At 35.1% G+C, this 16971-nt stretch carries 12 protein-coding genes and 2 pseudogenes; 11 read left to right on the top strand and 3 right to left on the bottom strand.

The features are described from left to right. Nucleotides 1–47: 47 nt before the first annotated feature. From allC to CD150_RS06730, 9 genes and pseudogenes are all read left to right on the top strand, one after another. Nucleotides 48–1280 carry an allantoate deiminase gene (gene allC, locus CD150_RS06690; RefSeq protein ID WP_070658230.1) on the top strand — a complete coding sequence of 411 codons (1233 nt, stop codon included), beginning with the start codon at nucleotides 48–50 and terminating at the stop codon, nucleotides 1278–1280. A gap of 125 nt (nucleotides 1281–1405) precedes the next feature. Next, the gene (allE, locus tag CD150_RS06695) at nucleotides 1406–2194 is read left to right on the top strand and encodes a (S)-ureidoglycine aminohydrolase (protein WP_073345026.1); all 789 of its coding nucleotides are present in this window, start codon (nucleotides 1406–1408) and stop codon (nucleotides 2192–2194) included. A 15-nt stretch (nucleotides 2195–2209) separates the two neighbouring features. Beyond that, nucleotides 2210–3242: pseudogene (gene allD, locus CD150_RS06700) on the top strand (ureidoglycolate dehydrogenase). Between the two features lie 156 nt (nucleotides 3243–3398). Further along, nucleotides 3399–4448 (top strand): ureidoglycolate dehydrogenase, encoded by a 1050-nt coding sequence (allD, locus tag CD150_RS06705; RefSeq protein WP_073345023.1) that lies wholly within the window; start codon nucleotides 3399–3401, stop codon nucleotides 4446–4448. A 15-nt stretch (nucleotides 4449–4463) separates the two neighbouring features. After that, nucleotides 4464–6224 carry an acyl-CoA synthetase FdrA gene (locus tag CD150_RS06710; RefSeq protein WP_064209612.1) on the top strand — a complete coding sequence of 587 codons (1761 nt, stop codon included), beginning with the start codon at nucleotides 4464–4466 and terminating at the stop codon, nucleotides 6222–6224. 1 nt (nucleotide 6225) lies between these two features. Further along, a complete protein-coding gene (locus CD150_RS06715; protein ID WP_064209611.1) occupies nucleotides 6226–7491 on the top strand; it encodes a YlbE family protein in 1266 nt (421 codons plus the stop codon). After that, complete coding sequence (locus CD150_RS06720) at nucleotides 7488–8258, top strand: oxamate carbamoyltransferase subunit AllH family protein (protein ID WP_103161448.1); 771 nt, start codon at nucleotides 7488–7490, stop codon at nucleotides 8256–8258. The genes CD150_RS06715 and CD150_RS06720 overlap by 4 nt, the downstream gene beginning before the upstream one ends. 13 nt (nucleotides 8259–8271) lie before the next feature. After that, nucleotides 8272–9218: pseudogene (arcC, locus tag CD150_RS06725) on the top strand (carbamate kinase). Between the two features lie 106 nt (nucleotides 9219–9324). Next, nucleotides 9325–10533 (top strand): CynX/NimT family MFS transporter, encoded by a 1209-nt coding sequence (locus CD150_RS06730; RefSeq protein ID WP_046207013.1) that lies wholly within the window; start codon nucleotides 9325–9327, stop codon nucleotides 10531–10533. A gap of 168 nt (nucleotides 10534–10701) precedes the next feature. Here CD150_RS06730 and CD150_RS06735 read toward each other — a convergent pair whose 3' ends face one another. Continuing rightward, a complete protein-coding gene (locus tag CD150_RS06735; RefSeq protein WP_073345009.1) occupies nucleotides 10702–11931 on the bottom strand; it encodes a pyridoxal-phosphate-dependent aminotransferase family protein in 1230 nt (409 codons plus the stop codon). A gap of 456 nt (nucleotides 11932–12387) precedes the next feature. Here CD150_RS06735 and CD150_RS06740 point away from each other — a divergent pair, with 456 nt between their 5' ends. Further along, nucleotides 12388–13128, top strand: coding sequence for an alpha/beta hydrolase (locus CD150_RS06740; RefSeq protein WP_073345005.1), 741 nt, complete (start codon nucleotides 12388–12390; stop codon nucleotides 13126–13128). Nucleotides 13129–13205: 77 nt separating this feature from the next. Here CD150_RS06740 and CD150_RS06745 read toward each other — a convergent pair whose 3' ends face one another. Together CD150_RS06745 and brnQ are read right to left on the bottom strand one after the other, a co-directional pair. Beyond that, complete coding sequence (locus CD150_RS06745) at nucleotides 13206–13577, bottom strand: iron chaperone (protein WP_046207010.1); 372 nt, start codon at nucleotides 13575–13577, stop codon at nucleotides 13206–13208. A 258-nt stretch (nucleotides 13578–13835) separates the two neighbouring features. Continuing rightward, on the bottom strand, nucleotides 13836–15140 hold the full coding sequence (gene brnQ, locus CD150_RS06750) for a branched-chain amino acid transport system II carrier protein (RefSeq protein WP_103161449.1): 1305 nt from the start codon (nucleotides 15138–15140) through the stop codon (nucleotides 13836–13838). A gap of 274 nt (nucleotides 15141–15414) precedes the next feature. Here brnQ and CD150_RS06755 point away from each other — a divergent pair, with 274 nt between their 5' ends. Then, entirely contained in the window at nucleotides 15415–16743 is a 1329-nt protein-coding gene (locus CD150_RS06755; RefSeq protein WP_070038324.1) for a sodium-dependent transporter, read from the top strand. Nucleotides 16744–16971: the final 228 nt, after the last annotated feature.

Consider the following 16971-nt stretch of genomic DNA (forward strand, 5'->3'; position numbering starts at 1 on the left):
TGTAAACGCTTATAATTGTATGTGAAATGAAAAAGGAGTTGAATTACATGGACATCCGATCTTCTTTTGAGGCTCTAGACAAAAAATTCACTGCGTTTGGCGGTTTGACTGGTGGGGGCATCACGCGTCTACTTTATTCTAAAGAATGGTCAAATGCTGTACAAGCATTGAAAGAAACACTAGAAAAAGATGGATTTGAAACAGAATTCGATAGCATCGGCAACTTAAAAGGACGTATTGAAGGTAGTAAATACCCTGAAGAAACAATTATGTCCGGTTCTCACATTGACACAGTTGTTGAAGGTGGCCATTTAGATGGTCAATTTGGTGTGTTAGCTGCTGTTGTTGCGATGCAGTCACTTAAAGCCGAATATGGCCAACCATTACGTTCATTAGAAATTTTAGCTTTAGCAGAAGAGGAAGGTAGTCGTTTCCCATTTGCTTTCTGGGGAAGCAAAAACTTCTTCAACTTAGCTGATAAAGCTGATGTAGATTCAATTGCTGATGGTGAAGGTGTTGCTTTTAAAGAAGCGATGCGTGAATGTGGCTTTGATTATCGAACAGCAGATAATGATTATAGTTACATAAAATCATTTATCGAAGTGCATATTGAACAAGGTAAAGTATTAGAGACGGAAAATAAATCAATTGGTGTCGTTAACGGCATCGTTGGTCAAAAACGTTATACGATTCACTTAAAAGGTGAAGCAAACCATGCAGGTACGACACCGATGGGCTTGAGAAATGACGCAGTTGTAGCTTTCAGCAAAATTGCTAATCAATTAACAGATCGTGCGCGAGAAATAGGTGATCCATTAGTCATTACATTTGGTCGTGTAGACCCAGTGCCGAATACAGTTAATGTGGTTCCAGGAGAAGTTACGTTCTCTATTGATTGTCGTCATATTAATCAAGATGAGTTAAATCAATTTGCAGAAGAAATTGATGCATGTATTAAACGTGTATCTGAAGAAGAAGGCGTGCAATGCGACATCGATTTATGGATGGATGAAGCACCGACTTTGATGGATGAACGCTTGGTTAAAGAAGTTCAAAATGCTGCTGAAACAGTAGTGGGTGAATCAAAGTGGAAATTAATGCCTTCTGGTGCAGGTCACGATTCTCAAATTTTTGCTAAATATGTGCCGACATCAATGTTGTTTGTACCATCTATTAATGGTGTGAGTCACAACGTTGAAGAAGAGACAAATGTAGAAGATTTAGTTAAAGGAATCGAAGTGTTAAAACAAGTATTATATAAACTTGCTTATAAAGAATAATACTTAGTCATAGACACCTAGAACAACATCATTGAGCTATATAAATAAACATGGTTCAACAAACTTTTTATAGAGAAAAGCAAAAAAGATTTTAAATACAGATAAAGAAAAGGAGCATTTTATTTATGGGTTATATTAATCATAATCAAGGATATAGAGAAGGTTTATTAGAAACACGTTCAGTAATTAAAAAAGATAACTATGCAGTCATCACACCAGATGGTTTAGTAAATAATGTTGTACCTGGTTTTGAAGATTGTGACGTAACGATTTTAGGTTCACCAAGACTTGGTGCGCGTTTCGTAGACTACCTCGTAACATTGAAAAATCAAGGTGGAAATAGACAAGGATTTGGTGGAAATGGTGTTCAAACATTCATCTATGTTGAATACGGAAACATCAACGCGTATGCGGATGATAAAAAATATGAATTGAGTGCAGGTGGTTATTTATATGTACCATCTCATCAAGTAATGACATTTGAAAATAGCAATCAAAATAATGACAGCCGAGTATTCTTATATAAAAAACGTTATCAATCTTTAGAAGGTTATACGCCAGAAGTTGTAACTGGAAACGTTAATGATATGGTTCAAGAGCCATATGAAGGCATGGAAGAAGTTAAAATTCTTGATTTGCTACCAAAAGAATTAGCATATGATATGAATATTCACATCTTGTCATTTAAACCAGGTGCTTCACACGGTTATATTGAAACACACGTTCAAGAACATGGGGCTTATGTATTAAGTGGACGTGGTATGTACAACTTAGACAACGAATGGCAACCAGTTGATAAAGGTGATTATATCTTTATGGGGGCTTATGCACCACAAGCAACTTATGCTGTTGGTTTAGACGAACCATTCGCTTACATCTATTCCAAGGATGCAAATAGAGATATAGAAATTTAAGGAAGGTTGTTAGTCATGGAAGAGGGAGCATTAATATACGTCGAACGTGGTAAACTACGCCAATTATTTAAAGAGAAATTAACACACGCAGGTTTACCTGACGCGCAAGCTGAAAAAACAGCAGATCTGATGATATTTGCTGACGAACGAGGCATTCATTCACATGGTTCAGTTCGAATGCAGTATTATGCAGAACGAATTGCTAAAAAAGGTTTTAATTTGGAACCAGATTTGAAATTTACGAAGACGGGTCCTTCAGCAGGCACATACTTCGGCGATAATGCTGTTGGCCATTATGTTGCATATCAAGCGATGGAAGAAGCGATCAATTTAGCAAAATCCAGTGGTATCGGCATGGTAGGTATTCAAGAGATGGGGCATAGTGGTGCCATTGGCTATTTTGCAGAACAAGCTGCAAAACAAGGTATGGTTGCATTAACCGTATGCCAATCTGACCCAATGGTCGTACCATTTGGTGGTACAGAATCTTATTTTGGTACGAATCCAATCGCTTTTGCGTCACCACGAAAAAGTGGTGATCCTATATTGTTTGATATGGCAACAACGGTACAAGCGTGGGGGGAAAATATTAGATGCACGCTCAAAAAACAAATCAATACCTGATACATGGGCAGTGGACAAATATGGTGAACCTACTGCAGATCCTTTTGAAGTAGCTGCGTTATTACCTGTTGCCGGACCAAAAGGTTACGGTTTGATGATGATGGTAGACATATTAGCAGGTAGCTTGTTAGGTTTACCGTTTGGTAAGCATGTCACTTCAATGTATGAAAATTTAAGTCAATATCGTAGATTAGGACAATTTCATATCGTAATTAATCCAGCATATTTTGGTGATGAAACACAGTTTTTAACACAGGTTTCTGACATGGTAGATGAGTTGCATGACGTTAAACCTGCTAAAGGTTTTGATCAAGTGTATTATCCAGGTGAGATTCAAGAAGAAGTTAAAAAACAATATGCAGAGCGAGGTATTCCAGTTCCGCAAGAAATTTATGATTATTTAATATCTGATGACATATATTAGGAAGTAATAAAAAGAAGTGAACGAGATAATTTAATGTAATAAATGGTGACTTATGACATTTAGCATGGTGCGTCTTTAGTAACTTCTTTTTTTACTGCTTGAAAACACAAATTTTAATGAAATATAACACAATAATAGTAATAAGGAGGTTGTAATATGCGTGTTTCTAAAAATGATTTATTTGATTTAATGAAAAATAAACTAGTTAAAGCAGGATTAAATGAAGATGCTGCAAAGGATGTCGCTGATGTTTTGACTTTTGCAGACCATAGAGGTATTCATTCTCATGGTGCAGTCAGAGTGGAATATTATGCGGAACGTATTGCTAAGGGAGGTATTACTGCTAACCCTGAGTATCAATTTGAGCAAACAGGTCCTTCGACAGGTGTTTTTGAAGGGGATAATGGCCCTGGACATCAAGCTGCGAAACAAGCGATGGAAAAAGCAATTGCAATGGCAAAAGAAAATGGTGTCGCAGTTGTTGGTGTGAAACATATCTCTCATAGTGGTGCCTTAGGTTACTTTGTGGAAATGGCATCTAAAGCAAACATGGTTGGTTTAAGTATGTGTCAATCTGATCCAATGGTCGTACCGTTTGGTGGTACAGAACCTTATTTTGGTACAAATCCAATTGCATTTAGTGCGCCGTCTAATGATGAGAGAATTATTACATTTGATATGGCGACAACAGTACAAGCATGGGGCAAAGTGCTCGATGCTAGAGCCAAACATCAATCTATTCCAGATACTTGGGCAGTAGATGCTAACGGCGAGCCAACAACAAATGCAAGAGATGTTCATGCACTAGTTCCAGTGGCAGGTCCAAAAGGTTACGGTTTGATGATGATGGTAGATATCTTGTCTGGAAGCCTGTTAGGTGTGCCACATGGTGTTCATGTTTCATCTATGTACAAAGACTTAACTAAAGGTCGTGACCTAGGACAATTACACATCGTCATTAACCCTGCATTTTTTACTGACTTAGATCAATTTAAATCACGTATTTCAATGATGTTAGATGAACTAAAAGCGCAACCAGCTGCTGAAGGATATGGAGAAATATTCTATCCAGGTGAACGTGGACGCTTACGTAGTGAAAAATACGATGAAAAAGGCATTGAAATAGTTGATGAAATTTACGATTACTTAGTGTCAGAGGATGTACACTTTGATCGTTATCATGGAAAAAATAGATTTGCAGAATAATAACGGAGGAATAGTATGTTATACACAATAATTAAAGAAAACACGTACCAAGATTCGATTGTATTAATGTTGTTATCGAATAAATTGTCTGCTATTGATGGTGTGAACCAAGTTTCAATTATGATGGGCACGCCTGCCAATAAGGATATTTTCAAATCATCAGGATTTGACACTGAAGCATTAGATAATGCGAAACCTAATGACATCGTTGTTATCGTAGATACTGATGATGAATCTAAAGTTGATGAAGTTAATGAACAAGTTGATGCAGAACTCAAAGGTAAAGGTGAAGAGGATGACAAGTCTAAAAAGCAAGACGAAGCTTCAAACTGGAACCGTGCTTTAGAATTAGCAAACAATCCAAACTTGGCATTAATTTCAATTCCTGGTCAATATGCAGCGATGGAAGCTGAAACTGCTTTGAAAAACAATTTAAATGTATTTATGTTTAGTGATAACGTTGCAAAAGCTGACGAAGTGCGCTTAAAACAAATGGCGCATGAAAAAGGATTATTAGTGATGGGGCCTGACTGTGGTACAGGGATAATCCATAGCCTACCACTTGCATTTACTAACACAGTGAACGAAGGTGACATTGGTGTTATCGGTGCTTCTGGTACAGGTATCCAAGAAGTGACTACTATCATTGACCGTGAAGGCAAAGGTGTGACAAATGCAATCGGTACTGGCGGTCGTGACTTATCAACTGAGGTTGGTGCGATTACGATGTTAGATAGTATAAAAGCATTAAATGCCGATCCTAAAGTTAAAGTCATTACTGTTATATCTAAACCACCAGCTAAAGAAGTCGAAGAAAAAGTATTAAATCTTCTACGTAATATTGAAAAACCTGTGGTTACCTTATTCTTAGGTTCTAAACCAACTTACACAGAAGAAAATATCTATCATGCATATACTTTAGAAGAAGCGGCACGCGTATCTGTCCAACTATCTAATGATGAAACGCCGCAATTTAACCCAACTTTTAAGGAAAATCTTGGTATTAAATTTGCTGACAATCAAGACGGCATCAAAGGATATTATTCAGGTGGTACTTTAGCTTCAGAAGCAGCAATGTTAGTGAAGGATACTTTAGGCGACGCTTCAGGTGAAGTAACACCAGAAGGATTCTCATATAAAGGTGGAAACCATGAAATTATCGACTTAGGCGATGACATTTATACACAAGGTAGACCACATCCAATGATCGATCCATCGAAACGCATTGAAATGTTAGAAACATCATCTGATGATCCATCAACTGCTGTAATTATGTTAGATAATGTTATTGGTTATGGTAGTCATGATGATATGGCTAGCGAACTTGCACCGACAATCAAAACGATTTTAGACAAAGTTAAAGCTAATGGTCGTTCATTAGCAGTGCTTGCTACAGTTGTTGGTACGCAACATGATCATCAAGGGTATGATAATCAAGTTAAAACTTTAAAAGAAGCTGGTGCGATTGTTTGTGAAACAAACGACCAAATGGTTCGTACTGCGCTTAACTTAGTTGGCAGCAGCGTAGCACAACCAAAATTATCAACGAAATCATTTGATTCAGAACCTGTAGATTTAACTGTCGATGAAAAAGTGATGAATTTAATAAACATGAAACCAAGCGTGATTAACATTGGATTGAAGAGCTTTACTGAAGCAATCCAAGCAAGCGATGCACCAGTCGTGCAATTCAACTGGCGCCCAATTGCAGGAGGAGACGAAAAATTAATGAAAGTACTGCAATTCTTAAACAATTATGAAGGAGAGACGGTATAAAATGGCATATAAAACAATAGATGAAGCTAACCAAGCAGTCATTGATAAGATGATTGCAGCAGCACCATTTTTAGTGGATGTCGTGCCAGCTAAATCTAAAATTCCTGAACTCAAAGAAAACGTATTATTACATGCTGGCCCACCAATTAAATATGAAAATATGACTGATCCTATGCAAGGTTCTTGTGTCGGTGCAATTCTTTTTGAAGGATGGGCAGACAATGAACAAGACGCACGTAAATTGTTAGAAGAAGGTCAAATCACTTTCATCCCTTGTCACCATGTCAATGCAGTTGGTCCAATGGGTGGTATTACATCAGCTAATATGCCTGTACTTGTTGTGGAAAACAGAGAAACAGGTAACGAAGCATATTGCCAAATGAACGAAGGTATCGGCGCAGTATTACGTTTCGGTGCTTATAATGATACAGTAGTCAATCGTCTTCACTGGATGAAAGATGTTTTAGGACCGGTATTAAGTAAGGCATTACACAAAATGAACGATGGTTTAAATGTGAACGTATTAATCGCTAAAGCAATTGCAATGGGTGATGAATTCCACCAACGTAACATTGCAGCTTCATTAGCTTTCTTAAAAGAAGTTACGCCTATCATCTCATCATTAGATGATGTTGAAGCAGAAAAACGTACTGAGGTATTACAATTCTTAGCTGATACAGACCAATTCTTCTTGAACATAGCGATGGCTACAGGTAAAGCTATGATGGATGCAGCACGTACAATTGAGCACGGTACAGTTGTAACAGCGATGTGTCGTAACGGTGAAAACTTTGGTATTCGTATCGCTGGTATGGGCGATGAATGGTTTACTGCACCAGTCAATACACCACATGGGCTATTCTTCACAGGTTACTCTGCTGAAGATGCTAATACTGATATTGGTGACTCAGCGATTACTGAAACGATTGGTGTTGGTGGTATGGCAATGATCGCTGCTCCAGCTGTAACTAGATTCGTTGGTACTGGGGGCTTTGATGACGCATTAGATATCAGTAATGAAATGACTGAAATTTGTATCGGTGAGAATCCAAACTTTGCCATCCCTACATGGAACTTCAAAGGTGCTTGCCTAGGTATTGATGCACGTAAAGTCGTTGAAACTGGTATTACGCCAGTTATTAATACAGGTATTGCTCATAAAATTGCAGGTTATGGTCAAATCGGTGCAGGTACCGTTCACCCACCGATTGAATGTTTCGAAAAAGCAATTACGGCATATGCTGAGAAATTAGGTTTTAAAGCGTGATTTTCCACGCAACAGCTATAGGCAATATTGCCCAGGAAATATTGGCAAATCATCAAACCTTTTATGTGCATAGTATATTTAACAAAGGATTCAATATTGTCAATGATGCGCAAAAACTGATATTTATAGGTACCGATGAAAATGGCATGTTTCCGTTCGGCATATTAATAGATCAACAAACGAGACAAAGTTTGTTAAAAGAGATTGCTTTAAACCAACAAATCTCTATAGGTCCTAACACGATATATATTAGTAAAACATGCCAACTTGTGTGGCATGTCCCATCATTGCCATTTAAAGACTTCGCTGAAAAGGTAAATAATGATGAACTCAAGCAGAATATATCGACATATGATTTTAGGATGTATGAAGAAGGTGACTTTGACCGCCAAACAATGAGCCGAATCATACATGCGCTTAAAGATGAAGATGTTGAAACCGTAGAACATTATTATCGCTACTTAATTGGTAGAGGAAAAGGGCTTACGCCCTCTGGTGATGACATTCTAACTGGTATGTTGTTCATTCATTTTACTGATCCTTATATTAGAAAACCAAATTTAGAAAAATTAAAACAACTACTTGATGAACCATTAACAACACTAGTAGGAGAAACATTTTTAAAATGCGCACAGCAAGGGTTGTTTAGTTCGAAAATATCAGAGTTACAACATGAGCCGTCACTGGCAAATATTGATCGACTGCTTAAAGTAGGTTCGTCATCAGGAAGAGACACAGTATATGGCATGTTTGTAGCATTAACTTGAAGGAGTGAAACGTATGAGTAAGCGTGTTGTACTTGCTTTAGGCGGTAACGCTATTTTACAACCTAAACAAGAAGCGTCATACGACAATCAATATAAAAACGTGTTTGCTGCTACACGAAAAATGGCAGAGTTGAAAAAAATTGGACATAACGTTGTCATTACACATGGTAATGGACCACAAGTCGGTAATATTATTGCACAAAATGAAGCGGCAAAAGACGTTGTAGATCCACTTCCAATCAATGCATGTAACGCTGAATCACAAGGATTTATTGGTTATATGATGGAAGAATCATTGAAAAATCATTTACATGCATTAAATATTCAAAGCGATGTGGTAACATTATTAACAATGGTAGAAGTGGATAAAGATGATAAGGCATTTGATAATCCAACAAAACCAATTGGCGTATTTTTTGACGAAATTGAAGCAAAATGCTAGAAGAAACGCATGGTTTTGTGATGGTAGAAGATGCTGGTAGAGGTTACCGTCGTGTTGTTCCTTCACCAGAGCCACTCGTGATTCACGGTGTCAATCAAATCAAAGCATTGATTGACCAAGCGATCGTTATTTCATCTGGTGGCGGTGGTATACCAGTTTATCGTGATGAAAACGGGAATATTCAAGGTGTAGAAGCGGTTATCGATAAAGACCGCTCTGGTTTAAAACTTGCGCAACAAGTTGAAGCAGACACATTTATGATGTTAACAGATGTATCAAATGTTTGTGTGAACTTTGGTAAACCGAACGAAAAGAAATTAGCAACAATTTCAGTTGAACAAGCCAAAACTTATGTTGCCGAAGGGCAATTCCCTGCAGGAAGTATGTTACCTAAGATTGAAGCTGCGATTCAATTTGCTGAAATGGGTAAAGAAGCGATTATCTGTTCATTAGATGATGCAGTTGAAGCATTAGAGGGTAAAGCAGGCACACGTATTTTATTAAATGTTGAACAATAATGGATGAGTTCTTTAGAAACAATACTTGCGAATCGTTCAAATGGTTTTCATTTGATCGATTCGTTGTATTATTATATTAAAAGATCTGGAAGAAAGGTGGTATAAGATGACTGAACCCTATCGTATACATAGAATTAAAGAAAATTGGGGCGTAATTTTGGCAATTGTGTTTATTGCTTCTACTTTACGTGCGCCACTCACATCAGTAGGGCCTGTAGTTGATGAGATCAAGCATGTAATGGAAATTAATAACAGTGTTGCTGGCATCTTAACTACTATACCGCTCATTATTTTTGCGATTGTTTCTCCATTAGTATCGAGAGTAACGTCGCGTATCACAATGTCACGTACAATTCTGTACTCTACTATATTACTAATAATTGGATTGTATTTACGTGTAGCTGGTGATTTTACTTTATTTATTATTGGTACATTAGTATTAGGAATAGCAATTGCATTTGGTAACGTTGTACTACCTAGCTATGTAAAATGGTATTTCCCAATGCAAATCGGCATTGCTACGGGCATTTATAGTGGAACTATGAACTTTACAGCAGGCTTAGGTGGCGGGTTAAGCTTCCCATTATCACAAACATCACTCGGTTTTAGGTTGTCACTGTCATTTTGGATTATTCTAGGTATTATCGCGATTATTTTGTGGATTCCTAAAGCACGTCAAGGTGCGCAATTAGAACAACATACAATTGATCAAACACAAGTCAAACATCGTAAGAAAGTCAATATTGTCAAATCTAAATTAGCTTGGATGGTTGCTTTGACGATGGGCTTCCAATCTATGGTATTCTATACCGTTGTCGCATGGGTGCCATCTATATTAGTTGATAGAGGGGTAGATCCATCCACAGCAGGTTATTTATTAATGCTCAATCAATTTTCTCAAGTACCTATGACATTTTCATTTCCAATTATAGCATCTAAATTGAAAGACCAACGCATATTGGTCGTTATTATCACAATTTTATTCTTAACTGGTTTTGGCTTATTCTTTACACAATCATTAGTGTTACTTGTTATTGGTATGGTTATTGCTGGTTTAGCAATGGGAGCATGTTTCAGTTTATGTATGACATTCTTCTCAATCCGTGCACGGACGAGTGATGGTAGTATTTCATTATCCGGTTTTGGTCAATCTGTAGGATACTTAATTGCAGCGATTGGACCATTTTTAATTGGATACTTGCATGATTTCACAGGAAATTGGATATCAGGCATTGTTGCATTATTACTCATGTCATTACTATTCTTTATTTTTGGTTATCCTGCAGCTAAAAATAGAGTTGTAGAAGATGAATAATAGCAAAGACTTAAATTTATAATGAAAAAATTAAAAAGGTACGACACCAATGGTTTTTGATGGGCACCTCTAAAGTTGGACTAAAAATCTAACTTCTGAGATGTGCATCATTTTAGGATTGGAGTTGTACCTTTTTTGATTTATACAGTCAAATGATGTGTTGAAATCTTATGATATCGCATTATTATCATAGTGATTGATAAGTGTTTTAATTGCATTTTCTATATCAAGATTTTTGATTAGGTCTTGAGCAAGAAGGTGAGTTGCAAATGCAGATAAAAATGTTAAGATATTCTGTTTTTGGATAGCATAACCCATGATACCGATTCTCCATATTTTACCTTTTAACTCTCCAAAGGATCCTGCAATTTCTATGCCATAATTTTTTAATAAATTGTCTCTGAATGCTATATCATCTATACCATCAGGAATATTAACGCATATAACCATTTTCATTTCGTTTGATTCATCGCCGTATATTTCGAGTCCTAATGCCTTCAAGGATGCTTTTAAACCTTCTTGGTGAAAGGCATGCCGTTGCGCACGTGCTTCCAGTCCTTCAGATAGTGCTAATCTTAGACCAGTATGAAGCGCATATATTGCAGTCGTTGCTTCAGTATGATGATTTAAACGTTTTGGGCTCCAATAATCTTGTAATTGTGCTAAATCTAAATAATTACTTCTGATAAAATGATCTGGTTCTGTGGTTTCAGTAGAGCGAATGCCAAGTTCTACACGTTTGCGCGCATTGATGGCATCACTAAATCTATCGTTGAAAGTAATTGGGGTAATACCTGAAGGAATAGATAAACATTTTTGAGCGCCACCAATAACTGCATCTAATTCCCACTCATCTACTGGAATAACCATACCTTGGTATGTAGCCACAGCATCAACAACAGAAAATATCCCTCTTTCTTTACATGCTCGACCAAGTTGATCAATTGGTTGCAATCTACCAGTCGATGTTTCACCGTGTACAATAGCAAGTACTTTTGGTTGATATTGATCTAAAGCTTCAATGATTTCTGATTGTTCAAATACCTCTCCCATTGGTTTATAAATGCTGTGAACGATACCACCAGCACGCGTAACCAGTTCAGCGAATAAATAGCCAAAACGTCCGATGACTGGAACTAGGACATCATCACCAGGTTTAACAATACTGGAAATCACAGCTTCTAAGCCAGCACGACTTGTGCCATCAATAGGAAATGACCATTGATTTTTTGTTAAAAAAGATTTACGAATTAGTTCCATTGTTTGATTCATAATGTCTACAAATTCATAGTCAAATTGACCTAAAATAGAGTTTGACATTGCTTGTGAAACGCGGGGGTCTACGCTAACAGGGCCAGGTGTCATAATTAATCTTTTGTTGATTTTTAAATCATCCATATTTATTACCTCGTTTTCCTTTAAATTCCGTCATTATATATTATACTTTATTAAAGCTGAGTTATATTCGTCAAAATCGATAATTATTTAACAATCATTTATCTGAATATTACAAAAATAAAGAAGATAAATAGAAATTATCCTATATACTTGCATGTAGATAAAATGAATTTCAATAGTTTCAGTATTTATAAATGTTTGAAAGAACTTACATAAAATTGTACACTATATAAGCATGCCAAAGGCATGCACACACTATGGGTCGCTGTGAGCATGCCTTAGGCATGTTTCCAGACTTCCTCATAGAAGCAAGCTACTTCCATTAAGGAAGTGGCTTGTATTTTTTTGAGAGATAGTCGTTTGAGCAATCTTGATTTTCATTAATCATAACGCGTTGTATCGTAAACGATTTTCTATTACAATGTGTATGGATGTTAAAAGTTGGAGTGACAATAGATGATAAATGTAAAAGAACCTAATCCGATATTTTTGGAAAATAAATCTTCTGAACGTGCTATATTGTTATTACATTCATTTACAGGTACGATTAGAGATGTAAAATTATTAGCTACAAAATTAAATAAAGCTGGTTTTACATGTTATGCTCCTTCCTATAAAGGGCATGGCTTATTGCTCGAATCATTGATGGCTTATGACGCAGAGGATTGGTGGCAAGATGCGCTAGAAGGATATCAATATTTGCAAGATCAAGGTTATTCAAATATAAGTGTATGCGGCATCTCATTAGGCGGTATTTTGTCTTTAAAATTGGCGGAAGAAAAGCAGGTTGCTTCTGTTGCAGTGATGTCGACACCGTTTAGTAAAGACGATGCTGGACTTGCAAAAAGGCTGGAATTTTATGGAGAACGCATGGGAAACTTAGTAGGTTTGTCACAAGAAGTAATACAACAACAGATTAATCAAATCGAAAACTATGCCGTTGGTTTTGATAAATTTAAAAAACTTGTTGATGATGCGATGGCACATTTAAATCAAATTTCTGTCCCTATTGCTATAAAGTTTGGCGAACAAGATGAAAAAGCTTATGAAGCTAGTGCAAATTATATTTATAATCAAATTGAGCATGAGGATAAAGAAATTCAAGGTTATCCTACGTGTAAACATTTAATGACGTATGGTGAAGGTCATTTGGATGTAGAGCAAGATGTGATAGCGTTTTTTGAAGATTATACATAAACAATTTAAATACTAAAAAGGATGGTTTCTACCAAATATGAGTAGAGCCATCCTTTTATGTTTCAATATGTTTAAAATTAAGTTCTCCAAAATGTAGTACAATTTGCTTTGTCTTCGATATTGAATTGAATCATGGACTGCAATAGTTCATAGTTAACGTCTTGTGTCCATTTAATACGAAATAAATTATTGGTTTGTGAATATCCAGATTCTGCAATTTGTTCAGTAAATTCAGCCATTCCTTTTGCTTCAGGTGCTACTGAGAAATGCTGTTTAGATTTACTAAAAGCAATAATAAACGTACCATGATGCGTAAACATCGGTTGATTCCATTTTACTGTTGTTTCGAGTTCAGGAAAAGTCTCAGAAATCCAATTAAAGATAGCTTCCATTGTGGCTGTTTGTTTGTCATTTTCTAATGACTCCAAAAATTCATTAAATTCAGTCATACCAAATCACAATCCTTAAATAGCAAATTTTATTATATAGCTAACATGTATTATACCAATTACATACAAATATATCATTTTATAGGTGAGTGAATATAATGGAAAATTCTAAATTATGCGTATAAACAACTTTAAAAATCCGAAAACCTTTTTGAAATTTTACTATTTTACATAAAAAATACATCCCATAGTTGAAGGGATGTATTGATGAGAATGGATATGTGTTGACATACCGTCTGGTTAATAGTGCGCACTAACTTAAGTCATTTTAGCTTGCGATTTAGCATAGCAGAAATCGATAATAATACCGATTAGCAGACACACTATAAATGGTATCAACCATGCTAATTGGATATTTGCTAATGGGAAATGCACATATACAACATTAAGTATTTTAATTAAATTAAAGTCATTTAATATTTGTAATAAAGAAATAATCAATGTTGCAATTGTTGGTATGATAAAGCTATATTTCATTTCAAATGAGATGAAGATACTCAATAACGAAATAAGCACTAATACGATAGATGTTGGATAAATAAATGTAAGTAATGGTACAGCAATTTCCAAAATAAGTTCTAATCCTAAAGTAGAAACAGTAAAACCTAATATTGAAAAGATAAGTACAAATAATTTATAAGAAATCTTTGGTAATTTTTTCATTGCAAACGCTGAACAAGCATTTACAAGTCCAATACAAGTTGTTAAACAAGCTAGTATCACAATTATCCCAAAAATTAAGTTTCCTAAAGACCCAAATACACGTAATGAGTTAAAAGTTAAAATATCTGTGCCATCTTTTAAGCCTGTTTGATCAGTTGTCGCGCCAACATAAGCTAAAGCAAAATAAATGATAAATAACAGCACGGCAGAAATAAAACCTGCTTTCACAACATTTTTAACTAATAACTTTGGTTCATTAATACCATTTAATTTAAAACTTTGAACAATGACTACTGAAAAAGCGAGTGCAGCAACGAGGTCCATTGTGAAATAACCTTCTAAGACACCAGACACAAGTGGTGTTTGCGCAAAGTCGCCACCAGCTTTACCAATTGAACCTTCTGGTTTAATAATAACTAAAATACATAAAATAGCGATAATGCATATTAAAATAGGTGTTAGGTATTTACCTAAATTATCTATGATTCGATTTGGATAAAGTGCAATCAAGTAAACAACTAAGAAGAAGACTGCTGAAAATATAATTAAAGTTAATTGATTATGTACAGGTAATACGTTTTTCGTGCCAATTTCGTAAGCGACATTTGCAGCACGTGGTATACCATATAATGCACCAATAGATGCATAAATACAGATTGCAAAAATCGTACCAAATAACGGATGGACTTTGTTACCAATACTTTCAACGCCACCGTTCATATAAGCTACGACGATGACTGTTAAATATGGTAATAAAATACCAGTGATTGAAAATCCTATCATTGAAACCCACATATTTTCTTGAGCTGTATATCCTAACATAGGTGGAAATATTAGATTTCCGGCTCCAAAGAAAAATGAGAATAACATTAGACCAGAAATCAGTATGAGTCTATTCATTTTAATACCTCTATTATTTTTAAAATTATTTGTTGCAAAACATACATTAATATAACACAAAAGTTATATGAATTCAATGAAATTTCAGAAAATTAGAATGTCTAAAATGTTAAATGAAGTAGTTTTTAATGTCATGTTTGTAAATGTGATGATATCGAATGTTTTAAGTAATTAACTATTGAGCTCAATTCAAAAAAATGTTATAGTAGTTTCCTATGTTACATAAACGCTTTAACGCAGTAAAGAATAATAGGGTGTAAAGGATGTATGAAAGATGCATAATGAATCACAATGGAAGTCATCGCTCGGTTTCATATTGGCAAGTGCGGGGTCTGCGATAGGGCTAGGCGCAATGTGGAAATTTCCATATATGGCAGGTATTTATGGCGGTGGGGCTTTCTTATTAATGTTTTTAATATTTACACTGTTTGTAGGACTGCCATTATTAATGATGGAATTTACAGTGGGAAAAATGGGCAAAACATATACTACTAAAATATATGAAAAATTAACAAATAGAAAATGGTTAAATATTATAGGATGGAATGGTAATTTAGCTGTTTTTATCTTATTTGGTTTTTATAGTGTCATCGGTGGTTGGATAATCATTTATATATTTAATGTATTACTTCAAATATGCTCGTTTAATGGTGGTAAATTAAGCCAAATAGAATTTGAATCTATTATAAGTAATCCATGGTTGACGGTTACAGGCCAAGGGATATTTATTTTGTTGACGATGTTCATTGTAATGATGGGAGTTGAAAAAGGATTAGAAAAAGCATCTAAATTTATGATGCCGTTATTATTTATCTTCCTTATTATTATTGTTGTAAAATCGCTAACTCTCGATGGCTCGTTTGAAGGATTGAAATATATATTGCAACCACGCTTAGAAGATATTTCAATAGAGGGGATTTTATTTGCGCTAGGCCAATCGTTTTTTACACTGTCATTAGGAACAACAGGCATGATTACATATGCTAGTTATGCATCTAAAGAAATGACTATTAAAACTTCGGCTGTTTCTATTGTAGCGATGAACATTCTAGTATCTGTGTTAGCAGGTTTAGCAATATTCCCTGCGATTTCAGCTTTCGGTTATAGCCCAACCGAAGGACCTGGATTACTATTTAAAGTGTTACCAAAAGTATTTGATCAGATGGCATATGGTTCAGGTTTTTATTTTATTTTTTTAATATTATTTTTATTTGCAGCACTTACTTCTTCAATTTCGTTACTAGAACTCAATGTGTCAAACTTTACTAAAAATGATAATTCGAAACGTAAATCTGTATCGCTTTATATAAGTGTACTTGTTTTTATGATAAGTATTCCTGCAACATTATCTTTTGGAAGTCTGAGTCATGTAAAATTTGCAGCAGGTACTATTTTTGACAACATGGATTTCTTAGTTTCCAACATTTTAATGCCTATAGGTGCGTTGGGAACAACACTTGTTGTAGGACAATTACTTGATAAACACGCTTTAAAAGAACACTTTGGAAAAGATAAATTTAGGTTGTTTATGCCTTGGTATTATCTCATTAAATTTATTTTACCAGTCGTTATTATATTAATATTTGTCGTACAATTTTTATAGCAATTAAATAACATTAATTATTAGCCCTTTATCAAATCAATGTGAAAATTGAGTATTGATAAAGGGCTTTTTTGAATAATTTGTAAAGTATGAATTAAGTTATTATATTTTTATTTATATTGTTGACTATTTTTTATTTGTTTAGTAAGGTCAAATTAAATTATTTATTTAAAAAATTTGTTGTATTGCATTAATTGTTTTAAATAGATAATTTAATTTTTACTATTA

The organism is Staphylococcus ureilyticus, from assembly GCF_002902235.1.
Classification (GTDB): domain Bacteria; phylum Bacillota; class Bacilli; order Staphylococcales; family Staphylococcaceae; genus Staphylococcus; species Staphylococcus ureilyticus.

Bases quoted from the DNA above. Each gene is read 5' to 3' on its own strand.
- CD150_RS06745 (WP_046207010.1), bottom strand. From the start codon at position 13,577: ATGACTGAATTTAATGAATTTTTGGAGTCATTAGAAAATGACAAACAA.
- CD150_RS06710 (WP_064209612.1), top strand. From the start codon at position 4,464: ATGTTATACACAATAATTAAAGAAAACACGTACCAAGATTCGATTGTA.
- CD150_RS06755 (WP_070038324.1), top strand. From the start codon at position 15,415: ATGCATAATGAATCACAATGGAAGTCATCGCTCGGTTTCATATTGGCA.
- allE (WP_073345026.1), top strand. From the start codon at position 1,406: ATGGGTTATATTAATCATAATCAAGGATATAGAGAAGGTTTATTAGAA.
- allD (WP_073345023.1), top strand. From the start codon at position 3,399: ATGCGTGTTTCTAAAAATGATTTATTTGATTTAATGAAAAATAAACTA.
- CD150_RS06730 (WP_046207013.1), top strand. From the start codon at position 9,325: ATGACTGAACCCTATCGTATACATAGAATTAAAGAAAATTGGGGCGTA.
- brnQ (WP_103161449.1), bottom strand. From the start codon at position 15,140: ATGAATAGACTCATACTGATTTCTGGTCTAATGTTATTCTCATTTTTC.
- CD150_RS06740 (WP_073345005.1), top strand. From the start codon at position 12,388: ATGATAAATGTAAAAGAACCTAATCCGATATTTTTGGAAAATAAATCT.
- allC (WP_070658230.1), top strand. From the start codon at position 48: ATGGACATCCGATCTTCTTTTGAGGCTCTAGACAAAAAATTCACTGCG.
- CD150_RS06715 (WP_064209611.1), top strand. From the start codon at position 6,226: ATGGCATATAAAACAATAGATGAAGCTAACCAAGCAGTCATTGATAAG.
- CD150_RS06735 (WP_073345009.1), bottom strand. From the start codon at position 11,931: ATGGATGATTTAAAAATCAACAAAAGATTAATTATGACACCTGGCCCT.